Here is a 17,894-nt window from a genome sequence, read left to right on the forward strand (position 1 = left end):
GGTGAAGATCGCGCTGCGCGTGCTGCTGGGTTACTTCCTGATCGTCGCGCTGGCGGCGCTGCTGCTGGTCAACGTGTTCCTGCAGCAGGTCAAGCCCGGCGTGCGCCAGGCGATGGAGGACACCCTGGCCGACACCGCCAACGTGCTGGCGGAGCTGGCCAGCGACGACATGCTGGCTGGCCGCATCGCCGACGGCCGCTTCGCGATGCGGGTGCGGGCGATGACCGGGCGCGAGCTGGACGCCGAGATCTGGGGGCAGGCCAAGCGCCGCGCCAGCTACCGGGTGACCATCACCGACGCCCGCGGGATCGTGGTGTTCGATTCCGCCGGGCGCGAGGTGGGCCGCGACAACTCGCGCTGGAACGACGTTTACCGCACCCTGCGCGGGCAGTACGGCGCGCGCTCCACCCGCGAGGACCCGGACGACGAAGCCAGCACGGTGATGTACGTGGCCGCGCCGATCCGCGATGCGGCCGGCGGGATCGCCGGCGTGCTTACCGTGTCCAAGCCGAACCGCAGCATCCAGCCGTTCATCGAGCGCAGCCAGAACACCATCCTGCGCTGGGGCTGGGTCTTGTTGGGCAGCGCGCTGCTGGTGGGCGGGCTGGCGGCGTGGTGGCTGTCGCGCCAGCTGGCTGCGCTGCGCCGTTATGCCGACGCGGTGGCGCGTGGGGAGCGGGGTACGCTTCCCGATGCTGCAGGTGAATTCGCCGACCTCGGCCGCGCGCTCGAAAGCATGCGCCGGCAGCTGGAAGGCAAGCAGTACGTCGAGCGCTACGTGCACGCGTTGACCCACGAACTGAAGAGCCCGCTGGCGGCGATCCGCGGCGCGGCCGAACTGCTGGAAGGGCCGCTGCCGGAGGCCGACCGCGCCCGCTTCGTCGCCAGCATCGATGCCCAAGGCCGGCGCATGGCGGCGATGGTGGACCGGCTGCTGGCGCTGGCCGCGCTGGAGCACCGCGAAGGCCTGGACGCGCCGCTGCCAGTGGACCTGGCCGCGCTGGCGGGCGATGCGCTCGACGACGCGGCAGCGCGCTCGCAGGCGCGCGGCGTGCAGGTGTGCCTGCAGGTGGACGAGCAACTGCCGGTGATCAGTGGCGATGTATTCCTGCTGCGGCAGCTGCTGGCCAACCTGGTCGACAACGCCATCGATTTTTCCCCGGCTGGCGGCGTGGTGGAGGTGCGCCTGCAGGCGCAGCCCGATGGCCTGCATATCGAGGTGGGCGATCGCGGTCCCGGTATCCCCGACTTCGCCTTGGAGCGGGTGTTCGAGCGCTTCTACTCGCTGCCGCGCCCGGACGGCGGCGCCCGCGGCAACGGCCTCGGCCTCAACTTCGTCGCCGAAATCGCCAAGCTGCACGGCGGCACGGTCAGCCTGGCCAATCGCGACGGCGGTGGTGCCGTCGCCGTGGTCGTGTTCCCCGTCTCCTAGGCGCGCTTCACGCCCGCCTCATCGGCGCGCCATCGTCGCCTCGAACCGCCGCACCAGGCTGTCGCCATCTTCCGATGGAGCAAGACGATGCGACTGGCATTCAAGGCCGGGATGGTGGTGCTGCTGACCCTCGCCATCCTCATCCCGCTGCAGCTGATCCGCGGCACCATCCACGAGCGTCAGGTCTACCGCGAGCAGGCGGTGCGCGACATCGGCGCCAGCTTCGGCGCGCGCCAGACCATTGCCGGGCCGGTGCTGGTGGTGCCCTACGAGGAGCGCGTGGTCGAGGTGACCAGCGACGAGAATGGCAACGAGCGCCGCAGCCTGCGGCGCAGGAGCGGGCAGTGGACCTTCTTCCCCGCCAGCCTGTCGGTCGACGGCGAACTCAAGCCGGACGTGCGCCGGCGCGGCCTGCACGAGGTGCGCGTGTACCAGTGGGACGGCCAGGCGCTGGCGCGCTTCGATGCAGTGGTGCCGGCCGAGGCCGAGGGCGTGCAGCGCCGCATCGGCCAGCCGTGGCTGAGCCTGGGGATCGCCGATGTCGGCGGACTGCACGGCACGCCGCGGATCAGCGTGGATGGCGCGGTGGTGGCGGTGGCGCAGGGCCTCGGCCATGCCGACGGTCCCGGTGTGCATGCGCGGTTGCCGGCCCCAGCGGCGGGCAGCCGGCTGCGGCTGTCGGTACGCGCGGACCTGTCGCTGCGCGGCACCGAATCGTTCGCCATGCTGCCGCTGGGCGAGGCCAACGACCTTCGCCTGCGTTCGCGCTGGCGCAGCCCGAAATTCGAGGGACGCTCGCCCCAGCACGACATCGATGCGCGCGGCTTCCGCGCGCGCTGGCAGATCGCAGCGGTGGCGAGCAATGCGCAGCGGCGCTACCTGCAGTCGCCGGTGCTGGCGCCGGAACCGGGCGACGGCGGCGCGCGCCCGGCGCTGGCTGGTGTGATGCCGTGGGCGCCGACGGGTGATGCGGTCAGCGTGGCGCTGATCGACCCGGTCAACCCGTACCTGCAGGCCGACCGGGCCAGCAAATACGGCCTGCTGTTCGTGCTGCTGACCTTCGTCGGCTTCTTCATGTTCGAGCTGATCAAGCGGGTGCGCGTGCATCCCATCCAGTACCTGCTGGTGGGCATGGCCATCGCGATCTTCTTCCTGCTGCTGCTGAGCCTGAGCGAGCATCTGGACTTCGGCCTGTCCTACCTGCTGGCGGCCGCCGCCTGCGTCGGGCTGATCGGCTTCTACCTGTCGGCGGTGCTGCGCAGTCGCGCACGCGGGCTGGGTTTCGCGGTGATGCTGGGCGCGCTGTACGCGGCCCTGTACGGGCTGCTGCTGTCGGAAGACAACGCGCTGGCACTGGGCGCGGGGCTGCTGTTCGCGATCCTGGCGGCGATCATGGTGGCGACCCGGCGGGTGGACTGGTACCAGCTGTCCGGCCGCGAGGAGGGCGGGTTGCGCTGAGCACGGACGTGGCTGTGGCGGGGCGCTCTTAACGTGCGCCCCGTCACGGTGCCGGCGGCGGGCATGACCAAAGGCCCGGGTGCTGGTGCCGGGGGGCTGGCTAGACTCGGGTCTTTGCCGCAGTTCCCCGGGGATGACGATGAAGCGATTGATGTTGACGGCCGCCTTGCTGGTGGCCGGGTTGGGCTGCGCGCAGGCGCAGGAAAAAGTGGACCTGGACGTGACCTCGCAGATCCGCCAGGAAGCCTTCCAGCGTTCGCAGGTGATGGCGACCCTGAACCACCTGACCGATGTGATCGGGCCGCGCCTGACCAATTCGCCGTCGATGGCGAAGGCCAACCAGTGGACGCGCTCGCAGTTCACCGAGTGGGGCCTGGCGAACGTGCACGACGAGGCGGTGGAGGACATCGGCCGCGGCTGGGTGTTCACCGATGCGAGCATGGAGATGCTGTCCCCGCGCGCGATGCCGCTGCACGCGCTGCCCAAGGCGTGGACGCCCGGCACCAACGGCGCGGTCGAAGGCGAGGCGATCTTCGCCAAGATCGAGTCCAAGGCCGACCTGGAGAAGTGGAAGGGCAAGCTGAAGGGCAAGATCGTCTTCACCGACGCATTGCGCCCGTACAAGCCGAACGAGAAGTCGGACTTCAGCCGCCACGACCACGACAGCCTGGAAGAACTGCTGTCCTACCCGCTGCCGCAGGAGCGCAACAGCGATCCGGAAATGATGGCGCGTTTCCGCGCGCGCATGGAACTGGCACCGCTGATCAACCAGTACCTGATCGACGAGGGCGTGGCCGCCACGGTGTCGATCAGCAGCTGGAACGACGGCATCGTCCGCGTCATGGGCGGCGGCTCGCGCAAGGCCGGCGAGTCGGTCGGCGTGCCGGCGCTGGTGATGATGGCCGAGCACTACAACACGGTGATGCGCGCGCTGGAGCGCAAGGAAGCGGTGAAGCTGCGCCTCAATGTGGACGCGCGTTTCACTGACGAGGCCAACCAGCCGGGCTACAACACCATCGCGGAAATCCCCGGCACCGGCCCGCAGAAGAACGAAGTGGTGATGCTGGGTGCGCACCTGGATTCCTGGCACACCGGCTCGGGCGCCAACGACAACGGCGCCGGCGTGGCGGTGATGATGGAGGCCATGCGCATCCTCAAGGCGGTCGGCGCCAAGCCCAACCGCACCATCCGCGTCGCCCTGTGGACCGGCGAGGAGCAGGGCCTGATCGGCTCGCAGTCGTACGTGGGCAAGCACTTCGGCAAGTTCGAGGAGCCGAAGGATCCGGCCGAGAAGGCGCTGCCGGCGTTCTTCCGCCAGAGCAAGGGCAAGCTGATCCGCACCGCCGACCACGGCAGGATCTCCGCCTACTTCAACCTCGACAACGGCAGCGGCAAGATCCGCGGCATCTACGCGCAGGAAAACCTCGCCGTGGCGCCGATCTTCGAGGAATGGCTGAAGCCGTGGAACGACGTGGGCGCCACCATCGTCACCCAGCGCAACACCGGCAGCACCGACCACGTCAGCTTCGACGCGGTGGGCATCCCCGGCTTCCAGTTCGTGCAGGACCAGCTGGACTACTTCAGCCACGTCCACCACACCCATCTGGACGTGCAGGACCACGCGGTGGCCAACGACCTGAAGCAGGCCTCGGCGATCGTCGCTTCGTTCGTCTATAACACCGCGATGCGCCCGGGCAAGCTGCCGCGCAAGGCGTTCGTGGAAACGAAGTAAGCGGTTCCCGCGAGGGAATGCGAAGGGCCGGCCATGTGCCGGCCCTTTGTTTTTGTGCCTGCGCCAGCGCAGCGGCGCACGGCCGTGGCTCAGTCGAGCGCGAGCTTCAGGTTGATGCCCAGCCCCAGCATGTCCTCGGGTTCCGCTTCCAGGTCGGCCCGCAGCAGCGGGCGGCCCAGCAGCCAGCGCCGGTCCAACTGCAGCAGCAGGCGGTCGCCGTCGGCCTGCAGCTGCAGGCCCTGCGGCTGCTCGCTGCCGCGCGAGCGGTGCAGCAGCACCGCCAGCCGCAGCAGCGCGGCGGTGCGGCGCGCGTTGGCGAGCAGCCGGTCGGGAATCATCTCGAACGCCGACTTGGGCACGTTGCGCCGGTGCGTGCGCACCAGCGCGGCGAGGAAGCGCTGTCCCTGCTGCGAGAACCCGGCGATGTCGGAGTTCTGCAGCACGTAGGCGCCGTGGGTGTGGTAGCCGCTGTGGGCGATCGCCAGCCCGAGTTCATGCAGGCGGGCGGCGCGGGCGAGCATCGCGCGGTCGTCGGCGCTCAGCCCCCAGTCGCCCGCCACCTGTTCGAACAGGCCCAGCGCGGTGGCCTCCACCCGCATCGCCTGGGTGGTATCCACGCCGTAGCGCTGCATCAGCGCGGCCACGGACACGTCGCGCGGGTCGTCGGCACCGCCGCGTCCCAGCAGGTCGTAAAGCACGCCTTCGCGCAGCGCGGCCTTGCTCACTTGCAGCCGTTCCAGCCGCAGCGCGGCAAACACCGCCTCCAGCACCAGCACGCCGCCGGCGATCACCGGGCGGCGGTCGTCGGACAGGCCGGGCAGGTCGATGTCCTCGATCCTGCCGGCCTGCAGGATGCGGTCGCGGATCTGCACCAGCGCGTCAGAGGTGATCGCGCCCTTGGTCAGCTTCATCGCCGCGCAGATGCCACCGATCGCCTTGTGGGTGCCGGAGGTGCCGATGGCTTCGTCCCAGCCCAGCCGGCGATAGGGCGCGGCGAACTGCTGCAGCTGCGCCGACACTTCCGTGAACGCCGCGTTCCAGCGCTTGCGGGTGAGTTTGTTGCCTTCGAAGAAGCGGCGCGTGCTGGCCACGCAGCCGACCTGCAGGCTCTCGCGCTCCAGCGGGGTGAAGCCCTCGCCGATGATGCATTCGGTGGAGCCGCCGCCGATGTCGATGACCAGCCGCTTCTGGCCTTCCTGCGGCGGCTGCTCGTGGGCCACGCCGAGATAGACCAGGCGTGCTTCCTCGCGGCCGGAGATCACGTCGATGGCATGGCCCAACGCCGCCTCGGCAGGAGACAGGAACGATTCCGGCGCGCGCAGCTGGCGCACGGTATGGGTGGCCACCGCGCGCACCTGCCGCGGCGGGATTTCGGCGATGCGCTGGCCGAACCGCGCCAGGCAGGCCAGCGCGCGGTCGCGCACCTCCGGCGACAGCCCGCCCAGCGCGTTCAGGCCTTCGCCCATGCGCACGGTCTCGCGCAGGCGGTCGACCACCCGCAGCTGGCCCAGCACGCGCTGCGCCACCACGATATGGAAGCTGTTGGACCCGAGGTCCACCGCTGCCACCAGGTCGCCGTCGCGCAGCGGGGCGGGGGCGCGTGGCGGAAGCGGGCTCATGCGGTAGGAAGGGTAGGATGGCGCATGTGTCATTATCGCCTGCGTGGCCGCCGTCAGGCGTCCAGCGCGGCCAGCAGGGCCAGCTGCGCCGAGAACGGCTCCTCGCCGGGCGCCGGCAGGCGGCGCTCGTAGCAGCCGTCGCTGCGCAGTTCCCATGCGTTCTGGTTGTCGGCCAGGTAGTTCAGCAGGCCTTCGCGCTGCACCCGCGCGGCGACGCCGGGGTCCAGCAGCGGGAAGGCGGTCTCCACCCGCCGCAGCAGGTTGCGCTCCAGCCAGTCGGCCGAGGAGCAGAACAGCTCCGGCGCATCGTTGTTGCCGAACCACCAGATCCGGTGGTGTTCGAGGAAACGGCCCACCACCGAACGCACGCGGATGCTCTCGGAAATCCCGGGGATGCCCGGCCGCACCGCGCAGGCGCCACGCACGATCAGGTCGATCTCCACCCCCGCCTGCGACGCTTCGTAGAGCGCGCGCACCACTTCCGGTTCGTTGAGCGCGTTCATCTTGGCGACGATCCGGCCCGGCCGGCCGGCGCGCGCATGCGCGGCCTCGCGCGCGATCCGTGCCAGTACCCCGGGGTGCAGGGTGAACGGCGACTGCAGCAGGCGCGACAGGCTCAGCGGCGCGGCCAGGCCCGAGAGCTGCTGGAAGATCAGGTGCACGTCGTTGCCGATTTCCGGATGCGCGGTCAGCAGGCCGAAGTCGGTGTAAGCCCGCGCGGTGCCGCTGTGGTAGTTGCCGGTGCCCAGGTGCACGTAGCGGCGCAGCATGCTGCCCTCCCGGCGCACGATCAGCAGCATCTTGGCGTGGGTCTTGTAGCCGACCACGCCGTACACAACCTGCACGCCGGCATCCTGCAGGCGGTCGGCCAGGCGCAGGTTCGCTTCCTCGTCGAAGCGCGCGCGCAGTTCCACCACCACGGTCACGTCCTTGCCGTTGCGCGCGGCCTGGATCAGGTGCTCGACGATCGGCGATTCCCGGCCGGTGCGGTACAGCGTCTGCTTGATCGCCAGCACGTCCGGATCCTCGGCGGCCTGGCGGATCAGCTCCAGTACCGGGGTGAAGCCGTCGTAGGGATGGTGCAGCAGCACGTCGCCCTGGCGGATCAGTTCGAACATCGCGTCCATGTCGCGCGGCACGCGCGACTGGAACGGCCGGAACTTCAGGTCCGGTCGCTGCACCATGTCGTAGACCTGCACCACCCGGTTGAGGTTGACCGGGCCATTGATCTTGTAGACCGCGCTTTCCGACAGGTCGAAGTTCGCCAGCAGGCTGTCCACCACCGGCTGCGGGCAGCGCTCGTCGATCTCCAGCCGCACCGCGCGCAGGTAGCCGCGGCCCAGCAGTTCGTCGCGCAACGCCAGCGCGAGGTTGTCCATGTCGTCTTCGTCGACGATCAGCTCGGAATTCCGGGTCACCCGGAACTGGTGCGCGCCCTTGACCTTCATGCCCGGGAACAGCTCGTGCACGAACGCGGACAGCACCTCGCTCAGGAACACGAAGTCGTGGAAGGCGTCGCCGTCGCCGTCGGCGTCGGGCAGGCGGATGATCCGCGGCAGCGAACGCGGCGCGCGCACGATGGCGAGGTGGCCTTCGCGGCCGAAGGCATCGCGTCCTTCCAGCTGCACCACCACGTTGAGTGACTTGTTGAGGATCTTGGGGAAGGGGTGCGCCGGGTCGAGGCCGAGCGGCGACAGCACCGGCATGATCTCTTCCTGGAAATGCGCGCGCAGCCAGCCGGCCTGCTCCGCCGTCCACTGCTCGCGCTGGAGCAGGCGGATACCCTGTTCGGCGAGCGCCGGCCGCAGCTCCTCGTAGAAGCAGCGGTACTGCGCGTCCACCAGCGCCGCCGCGCGTTCGTGGATGCGCTCCAGCAGCACCGCCGGCGCCAGGCCGTCGGTGCCCGCCGGCAGGTTCAGCTCGACCGCGTGGCGCACCGCGCCGCCGCGGATCTCGAAGAACTCGTCGAGGTTGGTGCAGGAGATGCAGAGATAGCGCAGGCGTTCCAGCAGCGGCACCGATGGATCCTGCGCCTGCGCCAGCACGCGGAAATTGAAATCCAGTTGCCCCAGTTCGCGGTTGGCATACAGCGAGGGGTCGTGCAGCGATGGCGGGCTGGAATCGGCGGTCATGTCGGGAAGGATGCCAAAGAGTCGTGGTCGAGGCCGCGGTCGAGCACGCGCGCGGGGCCGAAATGACAGGAGAAGGTGCTGCCGGCGCCCACTTCGCTTTCGATGCGCAGCTGCGCTTCGTGCAGGCCCAGCACGTGCTTGACGATGGCAAGGCCGAGGCCGGTGCCGCCGGATTCGCGCGAGCGGCTGGTGGAGACGCGGTAGAAGCGTTCGGTCAGGCGCGGCAGGTGCGCGGCCGGGATGCCGTAGCCGGAATCGCGCACCGCCAGCACCGCTCCGCCACCGGCATCGCGGCTCAGGCGGATGGTGATCTCGCCGCCGTCGGGGGTGTAGCGCACCGCGTTGCTGACCAGGTTGCCGAAGGCACTGTGCAGTTCCTTCGCCGCGCCGCGCAGGTCCACCTGTGCCAGGTCCTCGACCTGCACGCGGTGGCGACCACTGCTCAGTGCTTCGGCTTCGCGGCGCAGGTTGGCCAGCATCGGCGCCATCGCCACGTGCTCTTCCGGCAGCTGGTCGCGCGCTTCCAGCCGCGACAGCGTCAGCAGGTCCTCGACCAGCCGGGTCATGCGCTGCGACTGCCGGCGCATTTCCGCCAGCAGCGACGCCCATTCCGGGTTGTCGTCGGCGTCCAGCATCTCCAGGTAGCCGTGGATCACCGTCAGCGGGGTGCGCAGCTCATGCGAGACGTTGGCGACGAAGTCGCGGCGCATGTGTTCCAGGCGCAGCAGCTTGCTGACGTCACGCGCAAGCAGCAGCCACAGCTCGTCGGAATAGGGAATCAGGCGCAGGCTCAGGCGGCGGCCGGGGTCGACCGGCGAGGCCACGTCCTCCATCGGTTCGGCATTGCGCCCCGCGGCCAGCCATTGCGCCATCGGCAGCGGCTGCAGCGCGTCCGCCACCGGCGCGTTGTGGTGCTGCGGGTAGCGCAGGCCCAGCAGCGGCGTTGCGGCCTCGTTGAACCACAGTACGCGCTGGCTGTTGCGTTCCACCAGCACCACCGCGTCAGGCAGCGCCGCGGCCACCGCGCGGTAGGCGCGCAGCATCTCAAGCAGCCGCCGCTTGCGCGCGCGCATCTCGGTCTGGCCGCGGAACAGCAGGGCGTCCAGCGCGTTCCAGGCGCCGCCGTCGGCGCCGGGCGCCGGCCGCTGGCGCGCCGCCAGCCGCCGCAGCACCCGGTGCAGCCGCCAGTAGTGCCAGGCCACCACGCCCAGCGCGGTGACCGCCAGCGCCGGCCAGGGCTGGCCCAGCAGCAGGCCCAGGGCCAGTCCGGCGAGCAGCACCAGGGCGAGTTGTCCCAGCGTGCGGAACCAGGCTTGGCGGGCTTCGGGCGACATCAGGCAAGTATCCGTGTTTGCTCCCGGGCCTGCTTGCCGGGGGAGGGTGGGCGGCACGGTGCGATCTGCGCCGCGGCTTCGCCCGCGTCCGGACGAAGCGGGTTCAGACCGCCGCGGAGAACCGATAGCCGGCGCCGCGCACGGTCTGCACCATTGCATCCAGCTGGTGCGGCTCCAGGGTCTTGCGCAGGCGGCGGATGTGCACGTCGACGGTGCGCTCTTCCACGTACACGCTGCCCCCCCAGACGTGGTCCAGCAGCTGGGTGCGCGAATACACGCGCTCGGCGTGGGTCATGAAGAAGTGCAGCAGCCGGTATTCGGTGGGTCCCATCTGGATCGGGTGCGAGGTGCCGTCCAAGTCGGCGAACACCCGATGCGCGGCGCCATCGATGCGCAACGCGCCGACCTGCACGCTGCCGTCGTCGTCGTCGTCGCGCGACCGCCGCAGCACCGCGCGGATCCGCGCCAGCAGCTCGCGTGCGGAGAACGGCTTGACCACGTAGTCGTCGACGCCCGCTTCCAGCCCGCCGACGCGGTCGTTTTCCTCGCCGCGTGCGGTCAGCATGATGATCGGGATGTCGCGGGTCAGCGCTTCGCGCCGCCAGCGCCGGGCCAGTTCCAGGCCGCTGGTGCCGGGCAGCATCCAGTCCAGCAGGATCAGGTCCGGCACCCGTTCGGCGATGCGCTCCTGGGCCTCGCGGGCGTCGGCGGCCAGCAGCGGCGCGTAATCGCCCTTGCGCAGCGCATAGGCCAGCATGTCGCGGATCGCGGGCTCGTCTTCGACGATCAGGATGTGCTTTTGCATGTCGTCCGATGGTCGCGCCGCGGTGGGGCGCACGCCATCATTACACGACGGTTTGGTGACAGTTTCGTGACCCTGTCACCTGCCGGTACGGACCCCGAAGCCCAGCCGTCCGCCGCGCACCTCCTCGTCGTGGACGCCCTGCCTGCGCAGTTCCAGCACGGTCGGGGTGATCGCGGCGATGCGCGCGTCGATGCGGGCGCGGGCGTAGTAGTCGAGGTCGTCGCGCTTCTTGAGGTTGTTCAGCTGCACCAGCGCCTGCTCCGGGCGGCCGGACAGGTAGGCCGCCTCGGCCCAGGCCTCGCCGGCGCGCACCGGTTCGCCGGCGATCTCGTTGGCGCGCGCATAGGCCTGCTGGAACGGCAGGTCGTCGCCGGCGCCGCCCAGGAGGGGACGCAGCACGGCAACCGAACGGATACCGGCTTCGCGGGTATTGCGCTCGCCCAGCAGCCGCGCATACCCCAGCGCCAGCGCGCGGTGGGTGGGCATCCGCGCCAGCAGCGCCTCGAAGCGGCGGTCGGCGTCCTGGGCGTGGCCGGTCCGGGCCTCGGATTCGCCCAGCGCAATCTGCACCCACAGGTTGTCCGGCCGCGCCTGCGCCAGCGGGCCCAGTTCCTGCAGGGCCTGCGCATGCTGCCCGGCCTGCTGGTGGGCGAATGCCAGTCCGTAGCGGCGCGCCTCATCCAGCGGCGCCTTGGCGCGCATCTGCTGGTATTCGCGGATCGCCTGCGCCGGCGTTGGCGCGCTGAGCACGCGCAGGCGCTCGCGCGCCCAGTCGAAGTCGCCGGTGCTGCCCTGGCCCTGGCGGCTGCGCGCGCCGGTGGCGATGCGCAGCCCCGGCGGCAGCAGCGGGTTGTTGCTGGGGCCGGCGGCGGTGTTGGCCAGCGTGGGCTCCAGCTTGGCGGCGCGTTCGCGCGCCTCGCTGATGCGCGTCAGGGTCAGCGGGTGGGTCTGCAGGTAGCCGGGCACGGCGCCGCGTTCGTCGCCCTGGTTCATCCGCACCACCGACTGCAGCGTCTGGAAGAAGTCCGCCATCGCCTCCGGGTCGTAGCCGGCATGGGCCAGCGTGCGGATGCCGATGCGGTCGGCCTCGGCCTCGTTGTCGCGGGTGTAGTTGATCTGGCGCTGCTGCAGCACGCCCAGGCCGGTCATCAGCGCCGCCGAAGTGGCGTCGCCGCTGGAGGTGCCGCCTGCCTGCTGGGCGGCCACGATCGCCCCCAGCGTGGCCAGCAGGATCGGCAGGCTCTCGCGCTGGGCCTTCTCGGCGCCGCGCAGCACGTGCTGCTGGGTGACGTGGGAGATCTCGTGCGCCAGCACGCCCGCCACCTGGTCCTCGCGGTCGGCCGCCAGCACCAGGCCCGCGTTCATGCCGATATAGCCGCCCAGGGTGGCGAAGGCGTTGATCTGGCGGTCGCGCAGCATGAAGAAGGTGAAGCTTTGTTGTGGCCGGTCGCTGGCGCCGGACAGGCGCTGGCCGACATCCATCAGCCAGCCGTCCAGCAGCGGGTCGTCCAGCACGTAGCCGGCGTGGCGCAGCTGCGCCAGCACCATCGCACCGTATTCGGCCTGGCGGGCGGGCGAGAGCATGCTGCCGGCCGAGGAGCCGATGTCCGGCAGGCCGCGGTCCTGGGCGATGGCCGTGGCGGTGCCGGTGGCCAGCAGGCAGGCAAGCAGGGCGGTGGACAGGCGGCGCGGGAAAAGAGTCATGCGGACAGGATGCGGGCTGGGCGGGGGCGGGGCGTGAATGGGGCTTGAGCGGCTGGAAATCCAGCGCGGCGACCCCATATTCGACCAGAATCCAGCCCACAGGTTCAGGAGACCCCATGAGCGTTGCAGAGACCCCCGCCATCACCATCTACAGCACGGCGGTCTGCCCGTACTGCGTGATGGCCAAAAACTTCCTCAAGAGCAAGGGCCGCGAGTGGACCGAGGTCCGCATCGACACCGACCCGGCCGAACGGGAAAAGATGGTCGCCCTGACCAAGCGCACCAGCGTGCCGCAGATCTTCGTCGGCGACGTCCACGTCGGCGGCTACGACGACATGATGGCGCTGCACCGCGAGGGCAAGCTGGAGCCGCTGCTCGAGGGCAAGCCCGCATGAGCGGCGCCGACGACCGGGTGAAGCAGTTCACCGAATTCCGCCAGCGCATGAACAAGCGCATCCTGGACGAACCCAACCAGGTGGTGCGGCGGTTCTTCGCGCTCGACACCCAGACCTACCAGCCCGGCGCGCTGGACGTGAAGACCAAGGAACTGATGGGGCTGACCGCCTCGATGGTGCTGCGCTGCGATGACTGCATCAGCTACCACGTGGCCCAGTGCAAGGATGCCGGCGTCACCCGCGAGGAGATGTTCGAGGCGTTCTCGGTCGGGCTGGTGGTGGGCGGCTCCATCGTCATCCCGCACCTGCGCCGCGCCGTGGATTTCCTGGACCGGCTGGAGCAGGGCGAGGCCGAGGCGCCTTCCACCCACGACCATGGTTGAAGGTCGGCGGACATACGTCGTCGCACGGCATCTGCGATAATCGCGGGCTATCTGCCCCCACCCCCGGCATCGCGCGGCGCGCGGTGACGGCCTGTCTGGAAACTGGAAAATGACAACGATCACGGTCATCCGCGGCGACGGCATCGGCCCGGAAATCATGGACGCCACCCTGCACGTGCTGGACGCGATGCAGCTGGGCCTTTCGTACGAGTACGCGGACGCCGGCATGGTCGCGCTGGAGAAGCACGGTGACCTGCTGCCGGCGGCGACCATGGATTCGATCCGCAAGAACAAGATCGCGCTGAAGTCGCCCCTGACCACCCCGGTGGGCGGCGGGTTCTCCTCGATCAACGTCGAGCTGCGCAAGCGCTTCGACCTGTACGCCAACGTGCGACCGGCCAAGTGCTTCCCGAACACCAAGTCGCGCTTCAGCGGCGGCGTCGACCTGATCACCGTGCGCGAGAACACCGAAGGCGCCTACATCGGCGAGGGCCAGAGCGTTTCCGAGGATGGCGAGACCGCGGTGCTGACCCAGAAGGTCACCCGCAAGGGCTCCGAGCGCATCGTCCGCTACGCCTTTGACCTGGCTCGCAAGACCGGCCGCAAGAAGGTCACGGTGGTGCACAAGGCCAACATCCTGAAGTCCACGTCCGGCCTGTTCCTCAAGACCGCGCGCGAAGTTGCGACGCAGTACCCCGACATCGAGTGCAACGAGATGATCGTGGACAACACCTGCATGCAGCTGGTGCTGAAGCCGGAGCAGTTCGACATCATCGTCACCACCAACCTGTTCGGCGACATCATCTCCGACCTCTGTGCCGGCCTGGTCGGCGGCCTGGGCCTGGCGCCCGGCGCCAACATCGGTACCGACGTGGCGATCTTCGAAGCCGTGCATGGCTCCGCCCCGGACATCGCCGGCAAGGGTGTTGCCAACCCGTGCGCGCTGCTGCTGGGCGCGGCGCAGATGCTGGACCATCTTGGCAAGCCGGATCAGGCCACCCGGCTGCGCGAGGCCATCGTCGCCACGCTGGAAGCCAGGGATTCGCTGACCCCGGACCTGGGGGGCGAGGGCAACACGATGTCGTTCGCCAAGGCGATCGCGTCGCGCCTGTAAGCCTCCATCGCGCGTCGGACTCGGCGCTGCAACGGAAAAGGGCACCGCAAGGTGCCCTTTTTCATGGCTGGCGGTCGCCCGCGCTCAGTTGCGCGACTGCAGTTTGCTGAGCAGGCGCAACAGCTCCAGGTACAGCCATACCAGCGTTACCAGCAGGCCGAACGCGGCGTACCACTCCATGTACTTGGGTGCGCCCTGTTCCACGCCCTGCTCGATGAAGTCGAAGTCCAGCACCAGGTTCAGCGCGGCGATCACCACCACGAAGCCGGAGAACGCGATGCCGATCAAGCTGCTGTCGTGGATGAAGCTCATGCCTTTGAAGCCGAACAGGCCCAGTCCGATCTGGACGAGATACAGCAGTGCGATGCCGCCGGTGGCTGCCACGACGCCGAGCTTGAAGTTCTCGGTCGCCTTGATCAGGCCGCTGCGATAGGCCAGCAGCAGCGCGGCCAGCGTACCGAAGGTCAGGCCCACCGCCTGCATCACGATGCCCGGGAAGCGCAGTTCGAACATCGCCGACACCGCGCCGAGGAACAGCCCTTCCAGCACCGCATAGGCGGGGGCGGTGTAGGGCGACCAGGTCTTCTTGAAGATCGTCACCAGCGCGACGATGAAGCCGCCGATCGCGCCGCCCCAGACGTAGGGCATCACCGCGCCGGGATTGCCGGCTGCCATCGCCGCGGAGAACTGCGCCCAAGTGAACAGCGCGCCGGCCAGCGTCAGGACCAGCAGGATGGCGGTCTTGTTGACCGCGCCGTTGAGCGTCATCGCCCCCGCGTCGCCCTGCACCAGGGTGCCGCTGCCGAGGTCGAGGAAGGTGTTGTCCTTGAGTGCGGGATTGCCGCTGCGCATGGGGATCATCCTGTGCTTGGCCGGCCGTTGCCGGGATTGCCCGAGGATAGCCCGCGCGACTGAAGCCTGCCACCGCTGGTGCGAAAGGCGGGACTCGAACCCGCACGCCTTGCGGCACTGGAACCTAAATCCAGGGCGTCTACCAATTCCGCCACTTTCGCGCGCCGGCATTGTAGCGGCGCCGACTGGCGCAGCGGGCGAACCGCAGGTTCGAATCCTTCGTTGGCAGGCGTCGGACAAAAGAAAACGCCCGGCTTGCGGCCGGGCGTTTCGGGGTTTGGTGGGCCGTCAAGGATTCGAACCTTGGACCTATTGATTAAGAGTCAACTGCTCTACCAACTGAGCTAACGGCCCCGAAGAAGCGAAATTGTAGCAAACACCAGATCAACTGCAAGTACCCGCGGCCGATCGTTCATCAAAGGGTGGGGTGGCTGAAGGGACTCGAACCCTCGACAACTGGAATCACAATCCAGGACTCTAACCAACTGAGCTACAGCCACCACCGAAAACTGTCCCGCTGTTTGGCGCGCCCGGCAGGAATCGAACCTGCAACCACCGGCTTAGAAGGCCGGTGCTCTATCCGGTTGAGCTACGGGCGCCCGGTCCGGAACTCGAACCAGGCGACACCGGAATGGTCGGGGTAGAGGGATTCGAACCCCCGACATCCTGCTCCCAAAGCAGGCGCGCTACCAGACTGCGCTATACCCCGCCCGATGGAACCGATTCATTCCAGCGCCCGCCCGGTTGCTGCGATCACTGTCTTCCGAGCACGCCAGCGCAACGAAAGGCCGGGCATTGTCCGACTGCGCACGCCTCCTGTCAACGCATCATCTTCGGGTGGGTGGCGAGGCGGGCGGAAATCGGGGAAACTAGCAAGTTCCGCGCGGTCGTGGCCGCGCCCGGGGTGGTTGCCCCGGTAACCGCATCCATCCGCACAATTCCGGGTTCGCGCGAACCCGCCCAGGAGTCATCGCATCATGCAAGTCTCGGTCGAATCCGTCGGCAACCTCGAGCGCCGCGTCATCCTCAGCCTGCCCGCCGACGACGTCGAGGCGCAGATTGGCAGCCGCCTGCGCGAGATCGCGCAGAACGTGCGGATCAAGGGCTTCCGCCCCGGCAAGGTGCCGGCCAAGGTGGTCGAGCAGCGGTACGGCGGCCAGGTTCGCGCCGAGATCCTCGACGGCCTGCTGCGCGAGGGGCTGGGCAAGGCGGTGCGCGAAAACGAACTGAACGTCGTCGGCGCGCCGCAGATGATGCCGGGCGAGGACGCCGCCGAGGGCGAACTGAAGTACGTGGCGTCGGTGGAGCTGGCGCCTGACTTCGGCGAGCTCGACATGAGCAAGCTGGAAGTCGTGCGCCACACCGCGGAGGTCACCGACGCCGACGTCGAGCGCATGCTCGAGAATCTGCGCCAGCAGCGCGCCAGCTGGACCCAGGTCACCCGTGCCGCCAAGGCCGGCGACCTTGTGAACCTCGAGACCAGCAGCACCGTCGACGGCACCCGCATGCCGGCCGAAGGCGTCGAGCGCACCAGCACCGTGCTGGGCTCGGCGGCGATCTACCCCGAGGTCGAGTCCGCCATCGCCGGCATGCAGCCGGGCGAGGAGAAGACCCTCGACGTGACCCTGCCGGCCGACTGGCACGCCGCGCAGTTCGCCGGTAAGACCATCACCTCCACCTTCAAGCTGCTCGACGTCGCCGAGCAGGTGCTGCCGGAAGTCGATGCCGCGTTCATCCGCAGCTTCGGCGTCAAGAGCGGCGATCTCGAGCAGTTCAAGGCCGACATCCGCAGCAACCTGGAGCGCGAGCTCAAGGGTGCGCTGATGAATCGCCTGCGTCGCGAAGTCGGGGAGCAGCTGGCGGCCGTCTACAAGGACGTGGAGCTGCCGCCGCGCCTGGTCGAAACCGAGGCGCAGGCGCTGATGGCCAACGCCGCCGAGCAGGCCCGTCGCCAAGGCCAGCAGCTGGCTGCCGCGCCGGAAGCCTTCCAGGAGGCGGCGCGCAAGCGCGTGCTGGTGGCGCTGCTGGTGGGCGAAGTGGCCCGCCGCAACGAACTGCGCCTGGAGCCGGAGCGCCTGAACGAAACCATGCGCCTGATCGCTTCGACCTACGAACAGCCGCAGCAGGTCATTGATCTGTACCGCAACGATCCCCAGTTGATGCAGGGCCTGCAGAACCGCGTGATGGAAGAACAGGTCACCGACTGGATCGCCGAGCGCGCCCAGCACACCGAAAAGGCGCTGAGCTTCCAGGAAGCGATCAGCCAGTAACCTTCAACAGGCGGACACGCCGAGCGAGAACCCATGGATCCGATCAAGAACCTCAACCTGGTGCCGATGGTGGTCGAACAGACCAGCCGCGGCGAGCGCGCGTACGACATCTACTCGCGCCTGCTGAAGGAGCGGGTGATCTTCCTGGTCGGCGGCATCGACGACCACGTGGCCAACGTGGTCGTGGCGCAGATGCTGTTCCTCGAGGCGGAGAACCCCGAGAAGGACATCAGCCTGTACATCAACTCGCCGGGCGGCATCGTCACGGCGGGCATGGCGATCTACGACACCATGCAGTACATCAAGCCGGACGTCAGTACGATCTGCGTCGGCCAGGCCTGCTCGATGGGCGCGGTGCTGCTGGCGGCTGGCGCCGCCGGCAAGCGCTACGCGCTGCCGAACTCGCGGGTCATGATCCACCAGCCGCTGGGCGGCGCCCAGGGCCAGGCCACCGACATCGACATCCAGGCGCGCGAGATCCTGGCGATGCGCGAGCGCCTGAACGAGATCCTGGCCCGCCATACCGGCCAGGCCATCGACGTGATCGCCCGCGACACCGAGCGCGACAACTTCAAGAGCGCCGAGGCCGCCCGCGACTACGGGCTGGTGGACGAGGTGCTCAGCCGGCGCCCGGAAGAGTCCATCCAGACCAGCTGAACCAGCT

At 69.1% G+C, this 17,894-nt stretch carries 14 protein-coding genes and 5 tRNA genes; 8 read left to right on the forward strand and 11 right to left on the reverse strand.

Features of this window, described 5'->3' with window-relative positions:
- Nucleotide 1: 1 nt before the first annotated feature.
- From creC to ICG51_RS10505, 3 genes are all read left to right on the forward strand, one after another.
- A complete protein-coding gene (gene creC / locus ICG51_RS10495; RefSeq protein WP_190280319.1) occupies nt 2–1,432 on the forward strand; it encodes a two-component system sensor histidine kinase CreC in 1,431 nt (476 codons plus the stop codon).
- An 87-nt stretch (nt 1,433–1,519) separates the two neighbouring features.
- Nucleotides 1,520–2,890 (forward strand): cell envelope integrity protein CreD, encoded by a 1,371-nt coding sequence (creD, locus tag ICG51_RS10500; RefSeq protein ID WP_190280320.1) that lies wholly within the window; start codon nt 1,520–1,522, stop codon nt 2,888–2,890.
- Nucleotides 2,891–3,041: 151 nt separating this feature from the next.
- Nucleotides 3,042–4,622: a M20/M25/M40 family metallo-hydrolase gene (locus ICG51_RS10505; RefSeq protein WP_190280321.1), complete on the forward strand. Its 1,581-nt coding sequence runs from the start codon at nt 3,042–3,044 to the stop codon at nt 4,620–4,622.
- An 89-nt stretch (nt 4,623–4,711) separates the two neighbouring features.
- On the opposite strand, the gene ppx is transcribed toward ICG51_RS10505, so the two are convergent.
- The 5 genes from ppx to ICG51_RS10530 form a co-directional block, all read right to left on the reverse strand.
- Complete coding sequence (gene ppx, locus ICG51_RS10510) at nt 4,712–6,241, reverse strand: exopolyphosphatase (RefSeq protein ID WP_190280322.1); 1,530 nt, start codon at nt 6,239–6,241, stop codon at nt 4,712–4,714.
- Between the two features lie 53 nt (nt 6,242–6,294).
- A complete protein-coding gene (gene ppk1, locus ICG51_RS10515; protein WP_190280323.1) occupies nt 6,295–8,373 on the reverse strand; it encodes a polyphosphate kinase 1 in 2,079 nt (692 codons plus the stop codon).
- Nucleotides 8,370–9,707: a phosphate regulon sensor histidine kinase PhoR gene (gene phoR / locus ICG51_RS10520; protein ID WP_190280324.1), complete on the reverse strand. Its 1,338-nt coding sequence runs from the start codon at nt 9,705–9,707 to the stop codon at nt 8,370–8,372. Before phoR ends, ppk1 begins: the two co-directional genes overlap by 4 nt.
- A gap of 103 nt (nt 9,708–9,810) precedes the next feature.
- The gene (phoB, locus tag ICG51_RS10525; RefSeq protein ID WP_190280325.1) at nt 9,811–10,512 is read right to left on the reverse strand and encodes a phosphate regulon transcriptional regulator PhoB; all 702 of its coding nucleotides are present in this window, start codon (nt 10,510–10,512) and stop codon (nt 9,811–9,813) included.
- 75 nt (nt 10,513–10,587) lie between these two features.
- Nucleotides 10,588–12,216: a M48 family metalloprotease gene (locus ICG51_RS10530; RefSeq protein WP_190280326.1), complete on the reverse strand. Its 1,629-nt coding sequence runs from the start codon at nt 12,214–12,216 to the stop codon at nt 10,588–10,590.
- A gap of 116 nt (nt 12,217–12,332) precedes the next feature.
- Between ICG51_RS10530 and grxC the strand changes: the two genes are divergently transcribed.
- From grxC to ICG51_RS10545, 3 genes are all read left to right on the forward strand, one after another.
- Nucleotides 12,333–12,611: a glutaredoxin 3 gene (gene grxC, locus ICG51_RS10535; protein WP_190280327.1), complete on the forward strand. Its 279-nt coding sequence runs from the start codon at nt 12,333–12,335 to the stop codon at nt 12,609–12,611.
- Complete coding sequence (locus ICG51_RS10540; protein ID WP_190280328.1) at nt 12,608–12,994, forward strand: carboxymuconolactone decarboxylase family protein; 387 nt, start codon at nt 12,608–12,610, stop codon at nt 12,992–12,994. Before grxC ends, ICG51_RS10540 begins: the two co-directional genes overlap by 4 nt.
- 109 nt (nt 12,995–13,103) lie before the next feature.
- On the forward strand, nt 13,104–14,108 hold the full coding sequence (locus tag ICG51_RS10545; protein WP_190280329.1) for an isocitrate dehydrogenase: 1,005 nt from the start codon (nt 13,104–13,106) through the stop codon (nt 14,106–14,108).
- Nucleotides 14,109–14,192: 84 nt separating this feature from the next.
- Here ICG51_RS10545 and ICG51_RS10550 read toward each other — a convergent pair whose 3' ends face one another.
- The 6 genes from ICG51_RS10550 to ICG51_RS10575 form a co-directional block, all read right to left on the reverse strand.
- Nucleotides 14,193–14,960: a Bax inhibitor-1/YccA family protein gene (locus tag ICG51_RS10550; protein ID WP_138347897.1), complete on the reverse strand. Its 768-nt coding sequence runs from the start codon at nt 14,958–14,960 to the stop codon at nt 14,193–14,195.
- A 76-nt stretch (nt 14,961–15,036) separates the two neighbouring features.
- Nucleotides 15,037–15,121: transfer RNA gene (locus ICG51_RS10555), tRNA-Leu, on the reverse strand.
- 117 nt (nt 15,122–15,238) lie between these two features.
- Nucleotides 15,239–15,314, reverse strand: a tRNA-Lys gene (locus ICG51_RS10560).
- A 69-nt stretch (nt 15,315–15,383) separates the two neighbouring features.
- A tRNA-His gene (locus ICG51_RS10565) sits at nt 15,384–15,460 on the reverse strand.
- Between the two features lie 22 nt (nt 15,461–15,482).
- Nucleotides 15,483–15,559, reverse strand: a tRNA-Arg gene (locus ICG51_RS10570).
- Nucleotides 15,560–15,592: 33 nt separating this feature from the next.
- Nucleotides 15,593–15,669 (reverse strand) — tRNA-Pro (locus tag ICG51_RS10575).
- Between the two features lie 268 nt (nt 15,670–15,937).
- Here ICG51_RS10575 and tig point away from each other — a divergent pair.
- Both tig and clpP read left to right on the forward strand, forming a co-directional pair.
- Complete coding sequence (gene tig, locus ICG51_RS10580; RefSeq protein ID WP_190280330.1) at nt 15,938–17,230, forward strand: trigger factor; 1,293 nt, start codon at nt 15,938–15,940, stop codon at nt 17,228–17,230.
- 33 nt (nt 17,231–17,263) lie between these two features.
- Nucleotides 17,264–17,887 carry an ATP-dependent Clp endopeptidase proteolytic subunit ClpP gene (clpP, locus tag ICG51_RS10585; protein ID WP_028838415.1) on the forward strand — a complete coding sequence of 208 codons (624 nt, stop codon included), beginning with the start codon at nt 17,264–17,266 and terminating at the stop codon, nt 17,885–17,887.
- Nucleotides 17,888–17,894: the final 7 nt, after the last annotated feature.

Origin of the sequence: Thermomonas sp. XSG, assembly GCF_014678725.1 — a bacterium.
Classification (GTDB): Bacteria; Pseudomonadota; Gammaproteobacteria; order Xanthomonadales; family Xanthomonadaceae; genus Thermomonas.